The sequence below is a fragment of the Oceanobacillus halotolerans genome (assembly GCF_010993955.1).
Classification (GTDB): Bacteria; Bacillota; Bacilli; order Bacillales; family Amphibacillaceae; genus Oceanibacillus_A; species Oceanibacillus_A halotolerans.
Genome location: NZ_WIXL01000002.1, coordinates 348,062 through 371,278 on the forward strand (window position 1 = coordinate 348,062; position 23,217 = coordinate 371,278).

The window sequence follows — 23,217 nt, forward strand, 5'->3', positions numbered from 1 at the left end:
GGCTTAATTGGACTCTTGTAGGTTATGATAAATATCCTGTACATCTTCACTTTCTTCTAACGTATCAATAAGTGCATACATTTTCTCTTCATCTTCATCTGATAGTTGATTATAGTTTTGAGGGATCATTGTAACCTCAGACTCTTGTAGTGAATACCCACTTTCGCGCAGATGATCACATACCTCCTGAAAACTTTCAGGTGCTGTATATATTTCATAAGCACCTTCTTCTACGACAATATCATCTGCACCAGCCTCAATTGCTTCTAATGTAATTTCATCTTCATCAATGGAACCATCTTCATTTAAAACAACAATATATCCTTTTCGGTCAAACATAAAGGATACACTACCATTCTCTCCTAGGTTACCTCCATTTTTCTTAAATGCATGTCTAACCTCAGCAGCAGTTCGATTTTTATTATCTGTTAGGACTTGAACAATAACGGCAACACCTCCAGGTCCATAACCTTCATATGTTAATTCCTCGAAACTCGCACCATCTATTGTGCCAGTAGCTTTTTTAATAGCGCGATCAATATTATCATTTGGCATATTATCTGCTTTTGCCTTATCAATTGCCAACCGCAAAGCAGCATTTGTATCTGGGTCTCCCCCACCTTGTTTCGCTGCCATATAAATTTCCTTTGCGTGGCGCATAAATATTTTACCCTTTTTAGCATCTTGGGCATTTTTTCTTCTTTTGATATTATTCCATTTAGAATGACCAGCCATTGGGCATTCTCCTCTCTCTTAATGTCCTTTTTTACTATATCAAAAATACGAATGAGATGAAAGTGAGGCTCCACTTGAGATTTCTTCCTCCAAGCTTTCAGAACAAAAGCGCAGGCGCCTTGTTCACCCCCGATTAGAAAACTTGGCTTGTCGCCAAGTGGCGAAAGCCTTAGTTGCACTTATGCAGTAAGTAGTTTCTTATCTACCAAGCATAAGCCAAGCCTCGACGTGGCGCTTTTTGCGCGTAATGTGGATTGACTTATGACCTCGAGGGGGTAGGCGCTGGCCGATGAAAACGCCACGTCCTGTGGCTTCATCGGCACTAGGACGTCAATCGCTCGAAGCTGGACGTGGCTGTTCCTGTATATGAACAAAATAAAGCCAACATTTTATACATTCTTATCTTTTTAGAAAAACTTGCATTCGCTCGTCCTTAGCGAATGGGTTAGTTTTTCTCATACTTGGGACATTAAAATTTTAGCCACGTCGAATCCACTTCTTAGCTAAAATTTTTATACCTTCCTAACGTGCAATGAAAAGAACCTTTGTTTCGCACAAAGGTTCTTTAATCAAGGTCAATATTAAAAAGATCTTCTATCTCTTGTTCCACATCTTCTCCCATATTTGCTTGATTTAACCGGGAGTCCAGATTACGCATGCGCTCCCAATAGATATCATCGGTATATACGACAATCTTTTTGTCCTGAACAAATTCCTTTATATCTTCCTCAATATTATCAGGAACATGGTGGTCATGGTGTTTATTTAACATTACGGCAACCACTACTCGGTCATCTGTTGAGGCAACTTGAACTTGCCTAATATCGTTGCGCTGTCTTAGATGCTCTGCTATTTCCTCCGATTCTTCATTTGTAAAAGCATCCGTATAGCGATTATTGTTCTCAGATCGATTAATATCATCACGATTAGTTTGAGGATACCCTCCTCTTTCCCCAATAGATTGATCATCTATACCTAATCGTTCTCTTTTTTCACCTTCAGATTCATAATGGATTGGCTGAGGATCCGATTGATTACCGTCTCGTTGGGCGTTTTCGTCTATATGATCTGTATCATTACAAGCAATAACGAAAGGGACCATCAAGCTTATAGTGATAAAAGATCTCCATTTCATACAATAACCTCCCTTATAACTAGTTTGTTATAAGGGAGGTCTTTTAAAGCTGTTATTTATTCCCAATCCAGCCTATTTTTGTTCAAATTGTGGAGTAGGATTTCGTTTGTGTGCTGTACGTTTATGCATTCTTTCTATAATTTCTTGATCCTTTTCAGGGATACTTTCTCCTTTTAAATAAGCATCAATTTTTTCATATGTGGTTCCCATCTCTGTTTCATCTGTCTGCCCTTCCCATAAATCAGCACTCGGTTTTTTGTTAATAACAGAATCCGGGACATCTAAGGCTTTTGCTATTTCGCGGACTTCCTGCTTCGTAAAAGATGAAAGTGGTAGGATATCTACACCACCATCTCCATATTTTGTAAAATAACCAGTATACCACTCAGCTGCATTATCGGTTCCAACTACTAAATAATTATAATTCGTAGCGATTGTATACAACGTACTCATTCGTAATCTGGCACGTAGATTTGCATCTGCTAACTGATCATTTTTTTCATTGAACTCACCTTTTGCTACTACCGAATCCTTAATAGTGGCATACATTACATCATGCGTTTCTGTTAAGTCAACTGTAACAGAATCAATTCCACATTTTTCTACCACACTATTGGCATCTTCCATATTTTCAGACTTCGTATGAATTGGCATCAGCACACCCAACGAATGATCAGGTACCGCGCGTTTAATTAGATTGGCAACAACTGCTGAATCAATTCCACCGCTAACACCTACCAAGAGGCCATTTACACCTGTTTCTTTCACCTGTTTCTGAAGCCATTCCACTATTTCATTAATTGTTTGCTCCACAAGTACCGCTCCTATTCTTATTATGGTATCTTGTTTTATTTTAACATTAAATTGATTTCTTCCAAAAACCTTTTGCGCTTAATCCATTGTTTTTCAAGTGATTGTAGATAGTGTTGTATATTATTTGGATAGTTCCTACTCAGAAAATGTAACCATTCTCGAAACATATCACTAGGAATGAATAAAGTTAACAGCCATCTTCTAGTTTCCGATTCTGGTACCATTTTATAAGTAAGAAGTTTATCTACGTTCCAATTTACATGCGGTAAAAAACGTTGTCCTAACTGTATATAGTCATATATCTGTGGATTTAATGCCAGTAAGTCAAAGTCAATAAGGTATACCTTTTCCCTATATTTAAGAAAGTTATGCGAGGCTACATCACCATGTACCCAAATCCCATTGCGAATAGCATGATCTATATCTTGATCCCATGGAAATTTTGCAACGAGCCGTAAATATATCGCTGTTGTTTGTACAATATCATGATATAAATTCTCATAGCCCCATTTTTCAAAAATGTATCGAGTTTTCTTAAACCTCATTAAACGTTGAGACCAACGGACATAGAAAGGATCTCTTTTGATTGGATGATCGATATAAACAGAAGTAGCTTTTTGATGAAATAAACGGAGCCGATGTAACGCTTCTATGCGATCTGCTTCATTCCGATAACTAATCGATTCCCCATTTATATATGGAGCAATTGTCCAATAAGCATGTTTATCATGAATCATTTCCTTACCGTTTGGAAATGGCAAGAAAGAAATAATTCCACGGTCGTGAATTTGTTTAAAGAATTCCCATTGTTGTTTTACAATATCCCCTTTTTGATATTTTTTTAGGATAAGCTTTTTATTATCTCGGTCCTCAATAAGAAATACATTCTTCTTAATCGTTTGGACATGTTTTAGTTCCAAATTACCCTCTTTATATAAAAAAGAATAGAGACGATAAAAATAATTATCGTCTCTTTGTTTATTTCTATTCACCGCTAGAATCATCCCCATCCTGTTCTTCTTCCTCTTCCCTATATCCATCAGAAAAAGGTGGGTATCCTGGAGGTGTTGGATATAGATTTGCTTGTGGTGAATGATGTTGAGCAAAATCAGGATAAGGTTGAAATCCATGCGGACCCCCTTCAAATGTTCCTGGAGTTGGTACTTGCATATAGCCATTAGAATATGGTTGTGCATCAACATATGGTTGTTGTGGGAATCCTTTGTCTTGGCATCCACAATCTTCACCAGCAGTTGTAAAGGCATGCTTTGGTAATGGCATACCTGAAGACTCAGATGATTCCATCATATTCCCCTGTACGAAAGGGTGCATCATTTGTTGTGTATGACCTGGAAATCCTTGTGGCATGACTGGCATTTCAGCAGGAAAATGAGCCTGATGCATTGGAACACAGCAACTTGGATGAATCACATAATAGACTGGTGGCATCGGCATCGGTATTGGCATTTGATGGGCAGGCATCATTGCTTCTGGTTCATGTTGTGGTTGTTGTATTGATTGTTGCGGTTGCTGTTGCGGTTGCTGTTGCGGTTGCTGTTGCGGTTGCTGTTGCGGTTGCTGTTTCGGTTGCTGTTTCGGTTGCTGCTGCGGCATTTCTGTTTTTGGTTCTGTATAGCTTGGCATTTGTGGAATATTAATAGTGGTGTGTTCCTCTAAATCCTGTGTCATCTGAGGCATTTGCATAGGTTGTGGCGGCATTTGCGGAAGCGGTTGTGTAGGTAATTCTGGTTTTATATCTTTTGGCTTTTTATCATCATCTTCTTTTATTGCTGGAATCGGCTTTGGTGAAATGTCTTTGTAAGGCTTTTCTGTTTTTGGCTTTTGTGTTTCTTTTATATCAGCCGTATGTTGTTTTACCGCTTTCGTATTACTTGGAATTTTTATTTTCATACCTGGCATAATCATATCTGGACTAGATAGCTGTGGATTTAGTTGTATGACTTGATCTAAATCAACGCCATGTTTTTGAGCAATATCTGCCAACGTATCTCCTTTTTGTACAACGTGAATTTTCACGATTGACCATACTCCTTTCTGATCTGATTGCACCTGGGCTAATCACTCATTAACACCATATGCAAGAGCATGACAAAAGTTGATTTTTATTGGCAAAAAAAGTTACTTTCTAAAGGATTGTATTTTCCACACCCTGGTCATCAAACAATTGATCTAAAATGCAACGTAACTTTAGCATGACTTCCTTCCACCTTTATAAGATGAGTACTAATCCAGCTGGAACGGTAAGTTACGTCACATTTTATATTAACTACGAAAACCGCAAAGTATATGAAAAGATCCTTAGAAAAGCTTGCATTCGCCCGTCCTTAGTGAATGTGTTAGTTTTCTTATACTTGGGACATTAAAAGTTTAGCCACGTCAGGTCCACTTCTAAGCTAAAATTTTTCTAACGTGCAAAAAAAAAGAACCAAACAACCTTTTTGTCTGATTCCTTCAACTTTATTGAGCCCCTGAACTTAAAATATCCACACGCTTAACAAAGTCCAATTGTTTTAATGCATGAATTAACTGATCGATCGTGCCATTTATTTGTGAAGCATCTAATGACAAGGTAACGTTCGCTCTACCTTGAATAGGTATGGTTTGATGAATAGTTAATACATTACATCCTTTATCTGAAGCGATCTTTAATAAATTAGAAAGTGTACCTGCCCGGTCCTCTAAAAGAAAAAACAACGTAATAATTTTTTCTTTTACCATTGCTTGAAATGGGAATACAGCATCTTTATATTTATAATAAGCACTTCTAGACAAATCAACCTTACGAACAGCTTCTTGTATAGTATGAGCCGTTCCCCGTTCCAATAACTCTTTTACCTCCATTGTTTTCCGAATTGACTCCGGTAATACATCACTACGTACTAAATAGAACTTTTCCTCGTGTTCCATAATCTCCCTCTTATTCAATAAACTCAAATTCAAAATCTAATAATCGAATCGTATCTCCATCTTCTGCTCCACGCTTACGTAATGCTTCATCTACTCCCATACCACGAAGCTGTCTTGCAAAACGCTGCACAGCCTCATCCCGATTAAAATCGGTCATTTTAAATACCTTTTCTATTTTTGGTCCTGACAGCACATATGCACCATCTGGATCCCGAGATATTGTAAATGGTTCCTCTTCCTTTTGATATCGATATATAACCTTTTCTTCTGATTCTTCTACTTTTGGAACATGCTTTGGTATTGATTCTAACGTATCTGCAATAGCGAATAATATATCTCTTAATCCCTCTTTTGTTAGGGTCGAGATAGCATATATAGGAATACCTTCACCAAGCTGACTCCTAAACTGCTCTAGATTTTCTTCTGCTCCTGGCATGTCCATTTTATTTGCAGCAATAATTTGGGGACGCTCCATTAATGTTGCATCATATTCCTTTAACTCCTGATTAATTTTGTTATAGTCTTCAACAGGATCTCTTCCTTCTGTTGCCGCCATATCAATCACATGAACAATTACTCTTGTCCGTTCTACGTGACGCAGGAATTGATGACCTAAGCCTACACCGTTATGTGCTCCTTCAATTAATCCAGGCAAATCTGCCATCACAAAGCTACGTTGATCACTCGTCTCCACCACACCTAAATTAGGTGCTAATGTCGTAAAATGATAATCAGCTATTTTGGGCTTGGCTGCACTGACAACAGAAAGAAATGTAGACTTCCCAACACTAGGGAAACCGACAAGACCGACATCTGCTAATAGCTTTAATTCGACTGTTATATTACGTTCTTGACCTGGTTCCCCATTCTCAGCATAATCTGGTGCAGGATTACGTGGTGTAGCAAACCGAGAATTACCACGTCCTCCTCTTCCGCCTTTCACAATAACTGCTCGTTGTTTGTGCTCAGTTAAATCAGCAATAACATCTCCTGTTTCCTCATCCATAACAGTAGTGCCTGGTGGAACTGGTACGACTAAGGGCTCGGCATTTTTACCATGTTGATTTTTATTCATGCCATTTTCGCCACGTTTTGCCTTAAAATGCCGATTATAACGAAAATCCATTAATGTGTTTAACCCTTCATCCACTTCAAAAACGACATCGCCCCCATTTCCACCATCTCCACCTGCAGGCCCACCTTTTGGTACATACTTCTCACGGCGGTAAGCAACAAGTCCATTACCACCATCACCTGCTTTAACATACACATTTACCTGATCGACAAACATATTTACACCTCATTTATCCAATGGTATTGATACGATAAAAGATACTCCATTTGTTTCTTCACTAACTTTGATTGGAAACGAATTAATTGAACTTAACATTTGCTTTACATGAACAGTATTTTGCAAACATCCATTTATCAAAAACATAAATTGGACAGTTTGATTTTCACTATTTTTTGTTACATGTAGTGTGACCTCATATAATTCAGTTTGATCTAATTCATTTTTAATTAGATGTAGGATATCATCACACTGTTTTTGAATACGCGAATCCCAATTCGATAAATCGATATGATCAGCATCTATATGATATGTTAATCGTAAATTGGTATGTATTGTGTTGAATTGCATGATCCACAATATAATTTTTGGTGCGTTCAACTGCATTAAATTCCGTTCTTGTTGGAAATCCTCCATAAACTGATTTAATTTTGCCTCTACTTTATCCATCTTCCCCATCTTTACATAGCCTTGAATGACCTGTAAATGATTTAATATATCATGACGATAATGACGTATTAAATGAATAACTTCTTGTTCTTCCATTAATTTCCCCTCCACTATTAGAAAAGTATAGCAGAAAAAGGAAGGAATTAAAAAAACTCCAACCTATTATTAAAGAACAATAGGCTGGAGCTCTACATGATACAGATTAAGCTTCTTTCGCAACTGGATAAACACTTACTTTTTTACGTTCACGACCATAGCGTTCAAATTTTACAACACCATCAATTTTGGCAAAAAGTGTGTCATCTCCACCACGACCTACATTTTCACCTGGGTATATTTTTGTACCACGTTGGCGATAAAGGATAGATCCACCAGTTACAAATTGACCGTCTGCACGTTTTGAACCAAGACGTTTAGCCTCTGAATCACGACCATTTTTTGTACTACCTTGACCTTTTTTCTGAGAAAAGAATTGTAAATCTAGACGTAGCATTACATTCCACCTCCTTCATGAATCTTGATGAATTGACTATATTCTCGTTCAATAGTTTTAAGTGATAAGAGCATACCTTCAAATAATAACTGCACTTTCTCCATCTGTTCCTCAGATATGGTAGATGGTATCGTTACGTGAAGGTAGCCACCATCTTCACCTTGATCAATGGTAAGGTTCGCATTACTTAACTCCATTACCGCGTTCACCGCTCCAAAAGTAACAGCAGAAACACCTGCACACACTAAGTCATATCCATATGGACCACTCTCAGCATGTCCAGACAACTCAAATGAATGTATGTGTCGATTGGACCGTTTAACCGTTACGTGGATCATAAGCGAATACCTTTACGCATTAATTTTTTCTACTACCAATTTCGTATAAGGTTGACGATGACCTTGTTTGCGATGGTAGTTCTTTTTCGGTTTGTATTTAAATACAGTAATCTTCTTTTGACGACCATGTTTTTCTACTTTTGCAGTAACACTAGCACCATCTACGTATGGAGCACCTACTTTCACATCATCTCCGCCTACGAAAAGTACTTTATCAAATGTTACTGTTTCATCAGAATCCGCAGATACTTTTTCAACGTAAATCTCTTGGCCTTCTTCTACTTTTACTTGTTTTCCACCTGTTTCAATAATTGCGTACATACTTGCACCTCCTTAATAACTCAGACTCGCCATACAGGTAACCAATAAGGTTTTACAACCTGTTCTGTGCGGTTGTAGCACTGGTGCTACGATGATTAACGTATTGATGTTACCATGTACACAATCACTTTGTCAAGTACTGTTCGCTATTATCATTTTGTTAAGGATCTTTTCGCATTCATTGTTGTTTTTAACATCGCATCTTCTAAATCAGTGCTGACTTAACACTCACCTTATAAGGAATGAAGTATAGCATGTTAAACACTATAGGTAACAATCTCCCCAATTGACTTATTGTATTGCTTATCATAAAAATAACTTTTTAAGCATTCCGATTCATCCAACGCTTTTCGTTGTTTTCCTGGAAAGGTAATGTAAATATAATGTCGCTTCTCCCGTCTAAATTGCGTAAAAATATCCATTAATGACGTTTGGTGTGGTACAACGATTGGTTGGATATGTTTTATCGATACACTATTTTCATATCGTTTTAAGAGAAAACGAATAAAAACATAATACCGTTTTTTCCATTCCGATCGATTTTCCATTATTAAAAATAGCATAACTAAAAACGCACTAAGTGTAAATGGGAAAAAAACAAGTTGCACAACCAAAAAACAAATACATGTTACGATTGAAAAAAGTATAATTACATCATAGGCTTTCTTGAAGGGTAAATACTTTGAAAATAATAAAAATAGGAACTTACCTCCATCCAAAGGCCATATCGGTAAAAGATTAAAGATCAAAATTGTTGTATTATAAAAAAATATTAAGGTAATAACAGATCCCGGTAATAGTTCATAGATTGAAAGAAAATAGGCCAATCCATAAATAAGTAAGTGTTGGAAAGGGCCAGCAATGGTAACGAGCGCTTCTTCATAGATTGGCCGATTCCCATGCTCGTCCGTATCCATCACTCCCCCAAATATCCATAGCATTACTTTTCGAATACGCCACTTAAATACTCTTGCCATCAAATAGTGACCAGATTCATGAATGAATACAATTGATAAGATAATCAATAATTCTAAGAATGTACCTGTTATAAAAGCGATAATCATAAACACCAAAAGTATCGGATGTAGCTGGATTGGTGGTATATACTTAAGGACGCTCATCAACTTGAATCACCTGTACTGGATCAATATACTCATTATCTTTTTCAATTGAAAAATATACGGTATCGCTTTCTGCGGTTGGAGAAAACATTCCAATTTTATGACTATTCCCAACGAATTGATATAGATGCACATCAATGGAACTTAAATTTCCATAGGTGGACTTACTTCCGTCAGCATGTTGTACAATCACCGTTTTTTTAGTCTCTGGATCATTTCCAGCAAACACAACAACCCCTTCGTTAAGAACAGAGACATCCACAGATTCCCCAGGAGCAATCCTTATACCAGATCCATTGACTTGAAAAGATTCCGTTACACTTCCCGATACCGGTAATGCCAATGGTCTAGTACTCGCTTCTGTTTGACGATCTGGTGCAAATGCTAATGGTGATCCAAACGTTTCTTTATACCATAAATTCATTTTAGCGAATGGGAACTCTTCTGTTAGTGCATTGCTTGTCCATTCTTTTGGTTTGGAAAGAAAATCTGTATCCATCTGATACAACAACGCCGTAACCAAAAATAAGAGAACGGATAGAATACTTTTTAATACAAGACCTGACACAAATGAACTACTATCTTTTTTTTGCATGGACCCACTTGAAATGATTGGAGCATAACCATGTTTTTCCTCTTCTTCAGGAAAAGTTGGGGTTATATACTTTGTGTAGCCTTCTTTTGATTGTACTCCACGTTTTTTTCGTTTTGAAATAGATTTACGTACTTTTTCGACTCCTTTACTCATACATATCACAATCCTTCTCCATACTTTTGTACAAGTATATGAACCAGAATGGAAAAGTAGACATAAAAAATAGTGTACAGAAATCTAGTTCCCATACACTAAACCGTATACTTATGTAATTAATTAAGTACGCATACCAAAAAATTTCTTTACTTTTGAAAACATCCCTTTTTCATCCTCTAATGATTGTAATGGTACTGTTTCACCTAAAATTCTTCTAGCAATATTACGGTATGCAATAGATGCTTTAGAATTTGGTGTTAACGCTACGGGCTCCCCATGATTCGATGACTTAATCACTTCATCATCATCAATAACAATACCAATTAGATCGATGGAGAGAATTTGAACAATATCATCAATGTCAAGCATATCACCGCTTTTTATCATATGATTACGTATACGATTAATGATAAGACGAGGTGCTTCCATTTCCTCTTTTTCCAATAATCCAATGATACGATCCGCATCACGAACACTAGATTTTTCAGGAGTTGTAACAACGACTGCCTTATCAGCTCCAGCAATTGCATTTTGAAATCCTTGTTCAATACCTGCCGGACAATCAATAACAATATAATCATAGTCTTGTTTTAATTGTTTTATAATGGTTTCCATTCCTTCACTTGTTACTGCTGTTTTATCACTAGTTTGAGCAGCAGGCAACAAAGAAAGTGATTCAAAACGTTTATCTTTTATTAATGCTTGGTGTAATTTACAGCGTTCCTCTATCACATCTACAATGTCATAAATTATTCGGTTTTCTAATCCCATCACAACATCCAGATTTCGAAGACCAATGTCTGTATCAATTAAGCACACTTTCTTTTCCATAAGAGCTAGTGCTGTCCCTATATTCGCAGTTGTCGTTGTTTTTCCTACACCGCCTTTTCCCGAAGTGATTACGATTGCCTCACCCATTAGACATTCTCCTTTCAAACCCGCTTAAACTTTTTCGCTTTTGTGAAAGAACCTGTACTTGATCGATAACAATTTTATCTGTTTCTTTATCAATAATACCGCATTCCATATAGACGCCCTCTGCTTCATAATCTGGTGCCCGACTAATACAATCAGCAATTCGTAGTTGGGTAGGGTTCATATAAGATGCAGCAATAACCGCATCTTTATCACCATTAGCACCCGCATGTGCAATTCCTAGCAAATTACCCATAATATAAATATTACCAGTAGTAACTACTTTTCCTCCCGGATTCACATCACCAATTAGTAATAAATCACCAGTAATCTCTAAAACTTGTCCAGACCTTATGATTCTATTAATCGTTTTAACCTCACTATCTTCCTTCCAAGCAAGTGCTTCTTCTCGCTGAATCACTTCTGAATCAATAGATTGAACAAATAAGTTGTTTTTTTGACTAATTATATCATGTAATTGTTCCTTTTGTTCTTTATTTAAATAACGATGGCCAAGCTTTACTGTGACAGATACTAGTTTTCCATCATTGGTAGGCTGTGTATCACCTAATTTTTCATCAAGTTCCTTAAAAATAGCTTCAAGCGAACAGGTATCATCTATTAATAAAGTTAGCCCATCTCGTGTTCCTTTAATTGTTATTGCTTGCTTCTTTTCATGCACGATATGTTCACCTCATTAGAAAACTAAAGCTTTTAAAAAGCCTTTATAGGGAAAGCCTTTCCCCATGTATAGTAGAACTTCTTGACCTTCCACTATAAATTAACACCAAAAATCAATATATTATTTCATCTTTATTGAAGCCTATAACTATTTAATTTACACCGATTCGCCCATATGAAGTAATTCTCTTTGCCATGCCAATAGACGTTTTGCAAAGATCGGATACAATATTACCATAAATATAAAATTAGCTAATAAAGTAGGTAATAAACGATAGATCGTATATTCTTTTATGGGGATATCTGATATTCCTACGACAAAGAATATAATATTAATAATACCTTCCGCAACGGCGATACTTAAGGTGCCTAGTAATATGGTCACATAAAAATTTGCGTGAAATATTTTCTTTAAACCATGTGTCATATAAATGGTAATAGAATAGGTAAACATGTATACGCCTAGAACACTAGTATATACTACATCAATTAACAAACCAAAAATTAAACCATATAGTACACAAAAATAAGTGTTTGCTCGATCATAAAAGATTGCCACAAATACTAGAAATATAAGGACCCAATGTGGAATGATAACAGAATTTCCTGTAACCAAGTTTGCAGGGAGCAGTTCAAAAGCAACTCCTTCTAAAATTAATAATAAGAAGAGAATAGCAGGTATGATAAGTCGCTTCATTCTGCATCCTCCTCTTCAGCTGTAACGTCCTCTTGACCATTCAATAGTCGATCCACAACAATAACATTATTAATTTCATACATATTAGCTGCTGGTTCTACTAAAGCTGTATTCGTTAGCCCGTATTGATCTGGAATAACATCAGTTACAGTACCAATCATTAATCCAGCTGGAAACACTCCACCCATTCCTGAGGATACAACAAGTTCTCCTTCTTCAATCTCCGTGTCAGACTCATCAATGATCTTAAATAATAGGGAGTCTGTTTCCTTATCATATTCTTCTATCAACCCAAAAATATCATCGTTACCTTCCTCACGAGAGATGGTAGCCGAAATACGATTAAATTGGTCAAACCCAGATAGTAACTGTACATGAGAAGAAAACTCTGATGTTGCTTGAACCTTTCCTATCATCCCTTCTGCTGTAATGACGGCCATGTTTGTTTCTACCCCATCTTGTTCACCTTTATTAATCGTAATTTGTTCTACCCAACGTTCAGGTGACCTTGATGTTACAGTAGCATGAATTGGATTGAAGTCTCGAAGTGAGTCTGATTTATCCAAGGTATTTCTTAATTCTTCATTTTCTTCCTTTATCTCTTGTACCTCATAAATAAGGCTTTTATATTCTGCTAATTTTTCTTTTAGTAGTTGATTTTCATTATAAGTATTTTTTATATCATCTATATTTGAAAAAATAGATGCAACATAGCTTACCGGTGTATGAATAACACTTTGTACCCATCCAACAGTGTCATTAATAAATTTTTCAGGCATCGTTAGACTATCTCTATCCCGTAATGAATAACCAATCATAGCAACAAGTATAATAATTCCACATAAGATTATAAATAATCGTTTTTTACGAAATACTGGCATGTAACCACCACTTTTTAATCAACTGTTGGACGAGAGGATACATTCGGATGGGAACGGAAATGTTGAATGTATTCTAAGGATTTACCTGTTCCAATTGCAACACTATCCAATGGATCGTCTGTAACAAAAACAGGCATTTTTGTCTCATCACTAATAACTTTATCTATATTTCGAAGAAGAGAACCTCCACCTGACAATACAATACCACGATCCATGATATCAGCAGCTAGCTCTGGAGGTGTTTTTTCTAGCGTATTTTTTACGGCTTCCACAATAGCATCAACTGTTTCTTTTAAAGAGGTTGCTATCTCACTAGAGGTTATCGTGATGGTTTTTGGTAATCCTGTAAGTAGGTCTCTTCCCCGAATGTCCATTTCTACGTCTTCAGATACCTCACCAGCTGTTCCGATATCCATTTTAATCGATTCTGCTGATCGTTCGCCAATCATCAAATTATATGTTTTTCGTATATACTGAGTGATCGCCTCATCCATATTATCACCTGCTGTACGGATTGATTGACTTGTAACTACTCCACCTAGGGAAATAACGGCAACTTCAGTCGTTCCCCCACCAATATCAACAATCATACTACCCGTTGGTTCCCAAACAGGTAATCCTGATCCAATTGCAGCTGCAAAAGGTTCAGCAATCGGAAATGCATCTTTTGCGCCAGCTTGTTTCGTTGCGTCCACTACTGCACGCTCTTCAACCATTGTAATACCAGATGGTACACAGATCATGACATTTGGTTTTCTTGCAAAGAAAGAGCGATTACGCATAGCTTTTTTTATATAGTATTTCATCATGACGGCTGTAGTATCATAATCAGCTATAACGCCATCTTTCATTGGCCGTATAACCGAAATATTTCCTGGAGTTCTACCAATCATATTACGTGCAGAATTTCCAACAGCTTCAATTTGTCCTGTTTCTATATTTTTGGCAACTACTGATGGTTCACGGAGAACAACACCCTTACCTTTTACAAACACGAGTGTATTAGCCGTCCCTAAGTCAATCCCTAGGTCTTGCGAAAAGCTAAATTTTCCCAAAAAAATCTCCCTTTCCAATAGCAAATCTGTCGTTGTATGTAGCTTTACTATATCGATTTATTTTGTATGATGCAATATAGCACCATTTTTTTGATATTTTATCTTATTTTAAACGTTAAAGGGTAGGATAATACAAATCAGAAGAAGCGCCATTTTTCACTTCATTAGAAAAACTCGCATTCACTCATCCTTAGCGAATGTGTTAGTTTTCCTTATACTTGGAACATTAAAATTTTAGCCACGTCGAGCCCGCTTCTTAGCTAAAATTTTATACTTTCCTAACGTGAAATGAAAACTGGCGCTAACCTATTTGTTTTCTATATAATTATACGAAAAAAATACTAAAATAGATAGTGCTATAAGTACCCTTTTTCCTTTAAAGAAATAAATTTTCGATCACCTATCACTAAATGATCAAGAAGTTCTATTCCTATCATTTTACCAGATTCAACTAAACGCCGTGTGACGTGAATATCTTCTTGTGAGGGAGATGGGTCGCCTGAGGGATGATTATGAGCACAAATGATGGAAGCGGCGGAACGTTTCACTGCTTCACGGTAGACTTCACGAGGGTGAACAATGGAAGCGTTTAAACTTCCAATGAAAATGGTCTGCCTATGAATGATTTGATTCTTGGTATTCAAAAAAAGTACAACAAAGTGTTCCTGTTTCAAGCTACGCATTTCTTCCATCACAAAATCAGCACCATCTTCAGGGGAGCGAATGACATAACGTTCATTTGGTCTAAAGGTGTTTAAACGTTTTCCAAGCTCTAGTGCAGCTAGTACTAAAACACCTTTTGCATTCCCAATCCCACGTATTGCTGTTAATTCCTCAATAGTTGCATCTTTTAATAACTTTAACCCTTCAAAATGGATTAGTAATCGGTTGGATAATTCCATAACCGACTCATTTTTCGATCCACTTCCTAATAGAATTGCTATTAGTTCTTGATTCGACAAATGATCTGCACCTAATTTCACTAGACGCTCCCTTGGCCTATCTTCTTTTGGAACATCTTTTATCATAATGGATGATAATGTCATTACCATTCCTCCTTCGCTAAGATAGTATAATCTTAGCGACTAAAAACAAAATCCACAAACACCTAAAATTCCATTTTATCTAACTCTATTTCTGTAAAATTACAGTTTATTTAGCGAAAGAGGAAATTCTAACGATTAAAACCTGGCAGAAATATATTCTTCATAAAGATTTAAAGGTTATAATTGTTTTTATAGGACTTGCTCCTCTAGTTCATACCATATTTGTAATAATAGATAATGTGCTCGATTTTCATCAGCAGCTTCCATTTCCTTATTAAGCTCTTTTAATGTATTGTGTAATGGAGATAACGTTTCTGATTCTGTTGGAAAAGCTTCTAGAACTTTATTCCAACCTTCCGTCTGTAACGATCCATTTTGACTAACAGATTTTAATGACGCTTTCCACTGATCACTAACATTATGTATCCACTGAGCTTCCTTTTCATTCAATGTTAGTTCCACTTCATCTGTCTGCCATTCTTTTACATATACTTCCTCATCGATAGTTGCTGCTAGTTCATTAGCATGTTCTTTTGTGCTAGCAACTCCTGTGAAAAGGAAATAACTTTCTCCATCATTCCACACAACAGATGAATACCCAGAATTCTCAAGGTCTTTAGCGGCCTCTTCGGCATTAGGTTCATCAGAAAAAACCCCTGCTTGTACAACAAAACCTGTTAATGCTGGAAGTGAAGCAGATGAATTGGCCGTGACCTGAGGCTCATCTTCTTCAGTCGTTTGGTGCGAGTCATCATCGCCCTCATCATCTATAACCGCAGGAACGGATGAATTAGTATCACCAGTACCAGTGTAGTCATCCATTCCTCCAAAAAAATTCAACATAATAAAGCCTAGTATGGATCCTACTCCTATTGCAGATAAGATTGCAAATAAGATTGGCTTCAAATTTTTGAATCCCTTTTTCTTCTTTTGGAGGCCTCTATGAATATCGTCAGGATCATGCTGACGCGCATATGCAGGTATGTCCATTTTATCATCTGATCCTTCTACAGCAGCAGCCATTTCATCATGTAATTCTTCAGGGTTAGTAGCACCACTAGTTTCTGCCGATTCAGATGACTGTTTAGTAGATTTCTTTTTGTTTAATTTAACGGTAATTGATCTTTTATTTTCCACGTTCTCCCCTCACTTTTAGCTGTTTATTTCACTCTAGCACACAAAATATAAAAAGTAAGGCGAGATTTGTAGCACTTCGAAAAAACCTTTCAACATATCTTTTCCTATTTCCTAATAATTCGTCATATTTCATAACACGTGATAAAAATTGATTGTTAAAGATTATTGCTTTTCCTGTATGATTTTTCATGAATAGTTGATATATTATGCGCAGCAGGCTTTTGCTATAATTACCGCTACGGAAATCAATTGCGCTATATACGACGCATCATATACATGTTACGACGTTAAAAAACAACAAAAATACAAAAATCCTTATAAAAGTGACATATATTTTCGAACTTCCGTTATAAAATGAAAAGATCCTGTGACAAAGTAGATAGCATCCTTGTCCCCTTTAAGAAAGTGCTGTAATTTAGCCCGCCAATCTATAGTAAAATCTTGTTCTCCTTGAAGCTGCATATTTTCTAGTTGTTGAAGTGTAGCAGCACGCTTATGATTAAAGGTCGTTATCGTAACCGTTGAAAAGTGTCCATCTACCATTTGTAGCATCGTTTGAATATCTTTATCTTGAAATGCAGCAAATAATAAATGTTTTTCATGAGCTGGATAGATTTCTTCTACAGTTTCGACAAATAACTCCATACCAGCTGGATTATGTGCGCTATCGGCAATTATGACTGGATCTGTATAAATCTGTTCATACCTTCCTGGAATTGTTACCTTACTCAGACGCTTCAGCGTGTATTCCCAGTTGATGTGATAACCTTCTGATTGAAGTAGGAATAAGCCTTTGATAGCTACAGCACTATTTTCAACTTGATGTTTACCCTGAGCTAGTATTCTTACCGTTTGGTTATGTTTTTCGTCATGCCAACTATATCGTTGTATACTTAATTCTTGTTGTCTGTTTGAATAAGAAAAGTCGTGTGACAGTGCATATAATGGAGCTTCTTTAATGAATGCTTCCTTTTGAATAACTTGAAAAGCTGTACTGTAGACACTTCCTATAATAACGGGCGTTTGATGCTTAATAATACCCGCTTTTTGATAGGCAATTTCCTGTATGGTACCACCTAAGAAGTGCGTATGGTCTAGTTCTACATTTGTAATGATCGAAAAAAGAGGAGTAAGGCAATTGGTTGTGTCTTCTCTTCCTCCCATTCCTGCCTCTATTAGTGCAATTTCGACATGTTGAGAAAAATATAGAAACGCTAGGGCTGTTATAATTTCAAATTCACTGGGCTCCTCTAAATGCTGATCCAACTCATTTATTGCAGGTAACATGGTATTTAATAATGAAATAAATGTGTCCTCATCTATTAGTGTATTATTGTCAAGAATGTGTCCCCGTCTACCAGCTAAACTCGGGGAAGTGAATATACCTACTCGATAACCGTTTGCTGCTAAAGCTTGACTTAAAAAATTCGCTGTAGACCCTTTTCCATTAGTTCCTGCAATGTGAATAGCCTTTATTGTTTCTTGAGGATCACCGAGTAAGTGAAGTAGATGGATTATACGTGTTAAACCTGGTTTTATCCCTAACGAAGCACGATTTTCAAAAAATGTTTCAACTTCTTCTATTGATGTGAACATCATATACCCTACCTTTGTCATCTGATATAATAGTTGTCGAATTATTGTTTTTTATCACGTAATATATTTTTTATATAAAGAAAGGAAGATTGCGATTGAGTCTCCATGCATGGATTATTTACAATGGCCACCTGCCTAGTAATAAATTTATCGACTTTGCAGAATGGCTACATAGTGCCGCTATTAAACGTAATATTACAGCAGAAATGATTCCAAATCACGAGTTATTAGCATTTTTATCGGGTAGCTCACTTGAATTACGACAAACAAATCCAGCACCATTACCAGATTTTGTTCTATTTACCGATAAAGATATATACTTAGCTAAACAACTTGAATTATTAGGTATTCCTGTATTTAATAATGCAGAAGCAATTAGTGTTAGCGATAATAAAATTACTTCTTATCAAATATTAGCACAACATCAGCTGCCTATTCCAAAAACAATTATTGCTCCGAAAATATTTAATAACCATACAACAATCGATGACGCTTTTATAACCAATGTTATCAACTCATTAGGTTTCCCAATGATTATAAAAGAAGCTTATGGATCATTTGGAGAACAAGTCTATTTAATTGAAGACAAATCAGCAATGCTATCTAAAGTAAATGCACTTCTAGGAAAAGAATTTGTCTTTCAAGAATTCATTCATACTAGTTATGGAAAAGACTGTCGTTTACATGTTGTTGGAAATCAAGTGGTTGCTAGTATGATGCGAACTGCTTCAGATGACTTTAGAGCAAATGTAACTGCTGGTGGAACAATGAAACGCTATAATCCTTCACCTATTGAACAAAATATAGCTATTTCAGCAACCAAGGCAATCGGAGCTCATTTTGCTGGTGTAGACTTATTATTTGGTAAGAATAACAACCCAATTATTTGTGAAATCAACTCCAATGCGCATATTCGAAATATGTATGATTGTACATCAGTTAATGTAGCAGATTATATTATCGATTATATTGTTAAAACAGTAAAGCCTAAACATTAAAGGATGAGATAACTTGACGAAAACTGGTTGGCTTATTTATCGAAAAGAGGATGCAAAACAAAACGAGGGGTTTATTCAGTGGTTTATGGATGAAGCAAGTGCAATTGATATTTCTATAGAACTAGTATATCGTGAACAGGTTCAAATTGGTATTATGAATCAAAAACTAAGTATTTTAAAAGATGGAGAAAGTACTTCTTTTCCTAACTTCGCGATTGTTCGTACAATAGACCCCTTACTAAGTTCACACTTAGAAAATATAGGTATTACGGTATATAATTCCTCATATGTAGCATCAATTTGTAATCATAAAGCAATGACACATCAAGAGGTAATGAAACTTCATATTCCGATGGTCAATACCATTTTCACAACAAAAGATACCATATCACCAGCAGCTCCCCCTATCGAATATCCCTTTGTGATCAAGGATGTACATAGTAGAGGGGGGAAACATGTTTTCTATGTGAACAACGAAAGAGTGCTTAAAGAAAGTTTAATGAAAATAACGAGCCAGGATATTCTTATTCAGGATTGTAAGGTTCAACTCGGAAAAGATGTTCGTGTGTTTGTCATTGGAAAAGAGATCATCGCGGCAGTATTACGGGAAAGTCAGACGGATTTCCGTGCCAATTTTAAATTAGGTGGTCAAGCATCCATCTATCATCTATCTTCTTCAGAAAAACAGATGATCCAAAAAATTGTTAAGCATTTCGATTTTGGCATGGTTGGCATCGATTTCTTAATAAATCATGATGGAACACTACTTTTTAATGAAATAGAGGATGTTGTTGGATCTCGCACATTAAGTGCTGTAAGCGATATTAATATTGTTAAGCAGTACCTTCACTATATAAAGGATGATTTAATAAAGTGAAACTCATTCAGTAGGGGTTTTGCGACGCACAGGACGTGCTAGTGCCGACGTTGGCGATTGACGTGGCGTTTTTAGTCGGCCTTCATCCCCTACTAAATGTTAGTTGAACGAATCAGGACTTTACTGGCAGTTATCCCCCACTTACACTTCCTTGAAACGCGAAGTCTTGAAGTGGGGGTCTTACTGCCAGTTAAGACGTGATAAAATAAACCAAAGTGGAATTTCAACTTAAGAAATTCCACTTTGGTTTTTAAATTATTTTTGGAAAAAGAACTTACCCTTTTAACTCTTCTAAGCGAGCTTTCACTTTTGCTTGTTTATCCAAGTAATCTTTCTCTTTTTGTTTTTCTTCCTCCACTACTGCTTCAGGAGCTTTGTTCACAAATCCTTCATTCGCTAACTTTTTCTGAACACGCTCCACTTCTTTCGTCCACTTCTCTAATTCTTTTTCTAAGCGAACAATTTCCTTATCAAAGTCAATTAATCCTTCAAGTGGCAAGAAGATTTCAGCACCTGTTACCACAGCGGTCATCGCTTTATCTGGAGCATCGACACTTGTTGCGATAGTTAATTCACTTGGATTACAGAACCTTTCCAAATATTCACGGTGCTGCTCCAATTCACTTACAACTTTATCATTCTCAGCTTGGATGAGGAGTTGTATTTGTTTAGACATTGGTGTGTTGACTTCAGCACGAATATTTCGCACTGATTTAATAATGGCAACGAGTCGTTTCATTTCTTTGGAAGCCTGTTCATCATGAAATTCATCACGAACCTCAGGCCATTTTGCCACCGTAATAGACTCACCTTCATGTGGGAGCTGCTGCCATATTTCCTCGGTAATAAATGGCATGTATGGATGCAGCATGCGCATTGTTTGATCTAACACATAAGCTAACACAGAACGAGTTGTTTTCTTTTTCGCTTCATCATCCCCATATAAAGGAAGTTTAGCCATTTCAATATACCAGTCACACAATTCATCCCAAATAAAATTATAGAGATACCGTCCTGCTTCTCCAAATTCATATTTAGTTGTGTTCTTCGTAACCTGTTCAATCGTTTCATTTAAACGGGTCAAAATCCATTTATCAGCAAGTGTCAAATCACCAGTAAGATCAATGTCTTCATAGCTGAAGTCTTCCATATTCATTAAGGAGAAGCGGGAAGCATTCCATACTTTATTGGCAAAATTCCATGTTGCTTCTACTTTTTCCCAATGGAAGCGCAAATCCTGACCTGGTGTAGATCCTGTTAATAAGAAGTAACGTAAGGAGTCAGCACCATACTTATCAATAACATCCATTGGATCAACGCCATTACCGAGCGATTTACTCATTTTACGTCCTTGTGCATCTCGAATCAAGCCATGTACTAAAACATCTTTGAATGGACGTTTTCCAGTGAATTCTTTTGATTGAAAAATCATTCGAGCTACCCAGAAGAAAATAATATCATAGCCAGTAACTAAGACATCTGTCGGGAAGTAACGCTTAAAATCCTCAGCGTTTTTATCGGGCCAACCCATGGTAGAAAATGGCCAAAGCGCACTAGAGAACCACGTATCCAATACATCTTCATCCTGCTCCCAATTTTCGATATCTTCTGGGGCTTCTTTTCCTACATATACCTCTTTTGTTTCTTTGTGATACCATGCTGGGATACGATGGCCCCACCACAATTGACGGGAAATACACCAATCACGTATATTTTCCATCCAATGTAAATACGTACGTTCAAATCGGTCTGGCACAAAGTTGACTTTATCTTCACTATTTTGCAGACCAATTGCCTCATCAGCTAATGGTTGCATTTTCACAAACCATTGTGTTGATAAGTAAGGTTCAACAACAGCCCCACTGCGTTCGGAATGTCCTACTTGATGGGTATGGTCCTCAATCTTAAACAACACACCTTGTTCTTCTAGATCTTTTACAATTTGCTTACGGCATTCAAAGCGATCCAGACCTTTATAATCACCCGCGTTTTCATTCATCGATCCGTCTTCATTCATGATAAGAATTCGTTCTAAGTTATGACGGTTTCCGATATCAAAGTCATTCGGATCATGGGCAGGTGTTATTTTAACCGCACCAGACCCCATTTCCATATCGACATAATCATCTGCTACGATTTCAATCTCACGACCAACAATTGGAAGTACTACTGTTTTCCCAATTAAGTGCTGATAACGTTCATCATCTGGGTGTACTGCTACCGCTGTATCCCCCAACATTGTTTCTGGACGGGTAGTTGCTATTTCGATTGTTTCCTCACTACCTTTAATTGGATATCGCATATGATAAAACTTTCCTTGCACCTCTTCATAGATAACTTCTATATCTGAAAGAGCTGTTTTCGTATCAGGGTCCCAATTAATGATATATTCACCACGATAAATGAACCCTTTTTCATAAAGGGTGACAAATACTTCGCGCACTGCATCAGATAACCCCTCATCTAAGGTGAAACGTTCACGGGAATAATCAACTCCTAAGCCTAATTTTTCCCATTGCGCGCGAATGAAATCAGCATACTCACCCTTCCATTCCCAAGCTTTTTCTAAGAACTTCTCTCTGCCTAAATCATATCGGCTTTGTCCCTCTTCTTTCAGCTTTGCTTCTACTTTTGCCTGTGTTGCAATCCCAGCATGGTCCATTCCAGGAAGCCATAATACATCATATCCCTGCATCCGCTTCATTCTGGAGATCGTATCCTGCATCGTGGTATCCCATGCATGTCCCAGATGCAACTTCCCTGTAACATTTGGAGGCGGGATAACAATAGAAAATGGCTCCTTATCCGGATTATTGGTTGCTTCAAAGAACTTCCCTTCCACCCAAAACTTATATCGATCTTTTTCTACTGCTTGTGGATCATATTTTGATGACATGGACACTTCCTTTTCTTTCTCGCTCATGTGTTTTCCTCCTTCAAGTATAATAAAAAACCCTT

General features: G+C 36.8%; 24 protein-coding genes and 1 other annotated feature. Of the genes, 2 read left to right on the top strand and 22 right to left on the bottom strand.

Annotated elements, in window-relative coordinates; all coding sequences use genetic code 11:
• Positions 1 to 3: 3 nt before the first annotated feature.
• From GHC26_RS04730 to GHC26_RS04830, 21 genes are all read right to left on the bottom strand, one after another.
• Positions 4 to 735 carry a YebC/PmpR family DNA-binding transcriptional regulator gene (locus GHC26_RS04730; protein WP_163970115.1) on the bottom strand — a complete coding sequence of 244 codons (732 nt, stop codon included), beginning with the start codon at positions 733 to 735 and terminating at the stop codon, positions 4 to 6.
• A 565-nt stretch (positions 736 to 1,300) separates the two neighbouring features.
• Positions 1,301 to 1,870, bottom strand: a complete 570-nt coding sequence (locus tag GHC26_RS04735; protein ID WP_163970116.1) for a YhcN/YlaJ family sporulation lipoprotein — start codon at positions 1,868 to 1,870, stop codon at positions 1,301 to 1,303.
• A 72-nt stretch (positions 1,871 to 1,942) separates the two neighbouring features.
• The gene (gene nadE, locus GHC26_RS04740) at positions 1,943 to 2,683 is read right to left on the bottom strand and encodes an NAD(+) synthase (RefSeq protein WP_163970117.1); all 741 of its coding nucleotides are present in this window, start codon (positions 2,681 to 2,683) and stop codon (positions 1,943 to 1,945) included.
• A gap of 35 nt (positions 2,684 to 2,718) precedes the next feature.
• Positions 2,719 to 3,675 carry a phosphotransferase gene (locus tag GHC26_RS04745; RefSeq protein WP_163970118.1) on the bottom strand — a complete coding sequence of 319 codons (957 nt, stop codon included), beginning with the start codon at positions 3,673 to 3,675 and terminating at the stop codon, positions 2,719 to 2,721.
• Positions 3,668 to 4,720, bottom strand: a complete 1,053-nt coding sequence (gene safA / locus GHC26_RS04750; protein WP_163970119.1) for a SafA/ExsA family spore coat assembly protein — start codon at positions 4,718 to 4,720, stop codon at positions 3,668 to 3,670. Before safA ends, GHC26_RS04745 begins: the two co-directional genes overlap by 8 nt.
• 441 nt (positions 4,721 to 5,161) lie before the next feature.
• The gene (locus tag GHC26_RS04755) at positions 5,162 to 5,611 is read right to left on the bottom strand and encodes an ACT domain-containing protein (protein WP_163970120.1); all 450 of its coding nucleotides are present in this window, start codon (positions 5,609 to 5,611) and stop codon (positions 5,162 to 5,164) included.
• Positions 5,612 to 5,621: 10 nt separating this feature from the next.
• Positions 5,622 to 6,902 carry a GTPase ObgE gene (gene obgE, locus GHC26_RS04760; protein WP_163970121.1) on the bottom strand — a complete coding sequence of 427 codons (1,281 nt, stop codon included), beginning with the start codon at positions 6,900 to 6,902 and terminating at the stop codon, positions 5,622 to 5,624.
• A gap of 9 nt (positions 6,903 to 6,911) precedes the next feature.
• Positions 6,912 to 7,448, bottom strand: coding sequence for a Spo0B domain-containing protein (locus tag GHC26_RS04765; RefSeq protein ID WP_163970122.1), 537 nt, complete (start codon positions 7,446 to 7,448; stop codon positions 6,912 to 6,914).
• Between the two features lie 106 nt (positions 7,449 to 7,554).
• Positions 7,555 to 7,845: a 50S ribosomal protein L27 gene (gene rpmA / locus GHC26_RS04770; RefSeq protein ID WP_163970123.1), complete on the bottom strand. Its 291-nt coding sequence runs from the start codon at positions 7,843 to 7,845 to the stop codon at positions 7,555 to 7,557.
• The gene (locus GHC26_RS04775; protein WP_163970124.1) at positions 7,845 to 8,183 is read right to left on the bottom strand and encodes a ribosomal-processing cysteine protease Prp; all 339 of its coding nucleotides are present in this window, start codon (positions 8,181 to 8,183) and stop codon (positions 7,845 to 7,847) included. The genes rpmA and GHC26_RS04775 overlap by 1 nt, the downstream gene beginning before the upstream one ends.
• 12 nt (positions 8,184 to 8,195) lie before the next feature.
• A complete protein-coding gene (gene rplU / locus GHC26_RS04780) occupies positions 8,196 to 8,504 on the bottom strand; it encodes a 50S ribosomal protein L21 (RefSeq protein ID WP_163970125.1) in 309 nt (102 codons plus the stop codon).
• A gap of 12 nt (positions 8,505 to 8,516) precedes the next feature.
• Positions 8,517 to 8,588: a sequence feature (ribosomal protein L21 leader region), on the bottom strand.
• Positions 8,589 to 8,761: 173 nt separating this feature from the next.
• Positions 8,762 to 9,625 carry a M50 family metallopeptidase gene (locus tag GHC26_RS04785; RefSeq protein ID WP_163970126.1) on the bottom strand — a complete coding sequence of 288 codons (864 nt, stop codon included), beginning with the start codon at positions 9,623 to 9,625 and terminating at the stop codon, positions 8,762 to 8,764.
• On the bottom strand, positions 9,612 to 10,373 hold the full coding sequence (locus GHC26_RS04790) for a M23 family metallopeptidase (protein ID WP_163970127.1): 762 nt from the start codon (positions 10,371 to 10,373) through the stop codon (positions 9,612 to 9,614). Before GHC26_RS04790 ends, GHC26_RS04785 begins: the two co-directional genes overlap by 14 nt.
• A gap of 123 nt (positions 10,374 to 10,496) precedes the next feature.
• Positions 10,497 to 11,294, bottom strand: a complete 798-nt coding sequence (gene minD / locus GHC26_RS04795; protein WP_163970128.1) for a septum site-determining protein MinD — start codon at positions 11,292 to 11,294, stop codon at positions 10,497 to 10,499.
• Positions 11,287 to 11,973, bottom strand: coding sequence for a septum site-determining protein MinC (minC, locus tag GHC26_RS04800; RefSeq protein ID WP_163970129.1), 687 nt, complete (start codon positions 11,971 to 11,973; stop codon positions 11,287 to 11,289). The genes minD and minC overlap by 8 nt, the downstream gene beginning before the upstream one ends.
• A gap of 156 nt (positions 11,974 to 12,129) precedes the next feature.
• Positions 12,130 to 12,669: a rod shape-determining protein MreD gene (gene mreD / locus GHC26_RS04805; RefSeq protein WP_163970130.1), complete on the bottom strand. Its 540-nt coding sequence runs from the start codon at positions 12,667 to 12,669 to the stop codon at positions 12,130 to 12,132.
• The gene (mreC, locus tag GHC26_RS04810; RefSeq protein ID WP_163970131.1) at positions 12,666 to 13,550 is read right to left on the bottom strand and encodes a rod shape-determining protein MreC; all 885 of its coding nucleotides are present in this window, start codon (positions 13,548 to 13,550) and stop codon (positions 12,666 to 12,668) included. Before mreC ends, mreD begins: the two co-directional genes overlap by 4 nt.
• A gap of 14 nt (positions 13,551 to 13,564) precedes the next feature.
• A complete protein-coding gene (locus GHC26_RS04815; protein ID WP_163970132.1) occupies positions 13,565 to 14,605 on the bottom strand; it encodes a rod shape-determining protein in 1,041 nt (346 codons plus the stop codon).
• A gap of 356 nt (positions 14,606 to 14,961) precedes the next feature.
• Entirely contained in the window at positions 14,962 to 15,651 is a 690-nt protein-coding gene (radC, locus tag GHC26_RS04820; protein ID WP_163970133.1) for a RadC family protein, read from the bottom strand.
• Between the two features lie 189 nt (positions 15,652 to 15,840).
• Entirely contained in the window at positions 15,841 to 16,788 is a 948-nt protein-coding gene (locus GHC26_RS04825) for an SPOR domain-containing protein (RefSeq protein WP_163970134.1), read from the bottom strand.
• Between the two features lie 315 nt (positions 16,789 to 17,103).
• On the bottom strand, positions 17,104 to 18,384 hold the full coding sequence (locus tag GHC26_RS04830; RefSeq protein ID WP_163970135.1) for a bifunctional folylpolyglutamate synthase/dihydrofolate synthase: 1,281 nt from the start codon (positions 18,382 to 18,384) through the stop codon (positions 17,104 to 17,106).
• A gap of 95 nt (positions 18,385 to 18,479) precedes the next feature.
• On the opposite strand from GHC26_RS04830, the gene GHC26_RS04835 reads away from it, so the two are divergent.
• On the top strand, positions 18,480 to 19,382 hold the full coding sequence (locus GHC26_RS04835) for an ATP-grasp domain-containing protein (RefSeq protein WP_163970136.1): 903 nt from the start codon (positions 18,480 to 18,482) through the stop codon (positions 19,380 to 19,382).
• A 13-nt stretch (positions 19,383 to 19,395) separates the two neighbouring features.
• A complete protein-coding gene (locus tag GHC26_RS04840) occupies positions 19,396 to 20,259 on the top strand; it encodes an ATP-grasp domain-containing protein (protein ID WP_226376848.1) in 864 nt (287 codons plus the stop codon).
• A 274-nt stretch (positions 20,260 to 20,533) separates the two neighbouring features.
• Here the strand turns inward: GHC26_RS04840 and GHC26_RS04845 are convergent, their stop codons facing one another.
• Entirely contained in the window at positions 20,534 to 23,182 is a 2,649-nt protein-coding gene (locus tag GHC26_RS04845) for a valine--tRNA ligase (RefSeq protein WP_163970137.1), read from the bottom strand.
• Between the last annotated feature and the right edge of the window lie 35 nt (positions 23,183 to 23,217).

Coding starts and splice junctions, on each gene's coding strand:
- GHC26_RS04730 (WP_163970115.1), bottom strand. CDS start 735: ATGGCTGGTCATTCTAAATGGAATAATATCAAAAGAAGAAAAAATGCC.
- GHC26_RS04735 (WP_163970116.1), bottom strand. CDS start 1,870: ATGAAATGGAGATCTTTTATCACTATAAGCTTGATGGTCCCTTTCGTT.
- GHC26_RS04755 (WP_163970120.1), bottom strand. CDS start 5,611: ATGGAACACGAGGAAAAGTTCTATTTAGTACGTAGTGATGTATTACCG.
- obgE (WP_163970121.1), bottom strand. CDS start 6,902: ATGTTTGTCGATCAGGTAAATGTGTATGTTAAAGCAGGTGATGGTGGT.
- GHC26_RS04765 (WP_163970122.1), bottom strand. CDS start 7,448: ATGGAAGAACAAGAAGTTATTCATTTAATACGTCATTATCGTCATGAT.
- rpmA (WP_163970123.1), bottom strand. CDS start 7,845: ATGCTACGTCTAGATTTACAATTCTTTTCTCAGAAAAAAGGTCAAGGT.
- GHC26_RS04775 (WP_163970124.1), bottom strand. CDS start 8,183: ATGATCCACGTAACGGTTAAACGGTCCAATCGACACATACATTCATTT.
- rplU (WP_163970125.1), bottom strand. CDS start 8,504: ATGTACGCAATTATTGAAACAGGTGGAAAACAAGTAAAAGTAGAAGAA.
- GHC26_RS04785 (WP_163970126.1), bottom strand. CDS start 9,625: ATGAGCGTCCTTAAGTATATACCACCAATCCAGCTACATCCGATACTT.
- GHC26_RS04790 (WP_163970127.1), bottom strand. CDS start 10,373: ATGAGTAAAGGAGTCGAAAAAGTACGTAAATCTATTTCAAAACGAAAA.
- minD (WP_163970128.1), bottom strand. CDS start 11,294: ATGGGTGAGGCAATCGTAATCACTTCGGGAAAAGGCGGTGTAGGAAAA.
- mreD (WP_163970130.1), bottom strand. CDS start 12,669: ATGAAGCGACTTATCATACCTGCTATTCTCTTCTTATTATTAATTTTA.
- mreC (WP_163970131.1), bottom strand. CDS start 13,550: ATGCCAGTATTTCGTAAAAAACGATTATTTATAATCTTATGTGGAATT.
- radC (WP_163970133.1), bottom strand. CDS start 15,651: ATGACATTATCATCCATTATGATAAAAGATGTTCCAAAAGAAGATAGG.
- GHC26_RS04830 (WP_163970135.1), bottom strand. CDS start 18,384: ATGTTCACATCAATAGAAGAAGTTGAAACATTTTTTGAAAATCGTGCT.
- GHC26_RS04845 (WP_163970137.1), bottom strand. CDS start 23,182: ATGAGCGAGAAAGAAAAGGAAGTGTCCATGTCATCAAAATATGATCCA.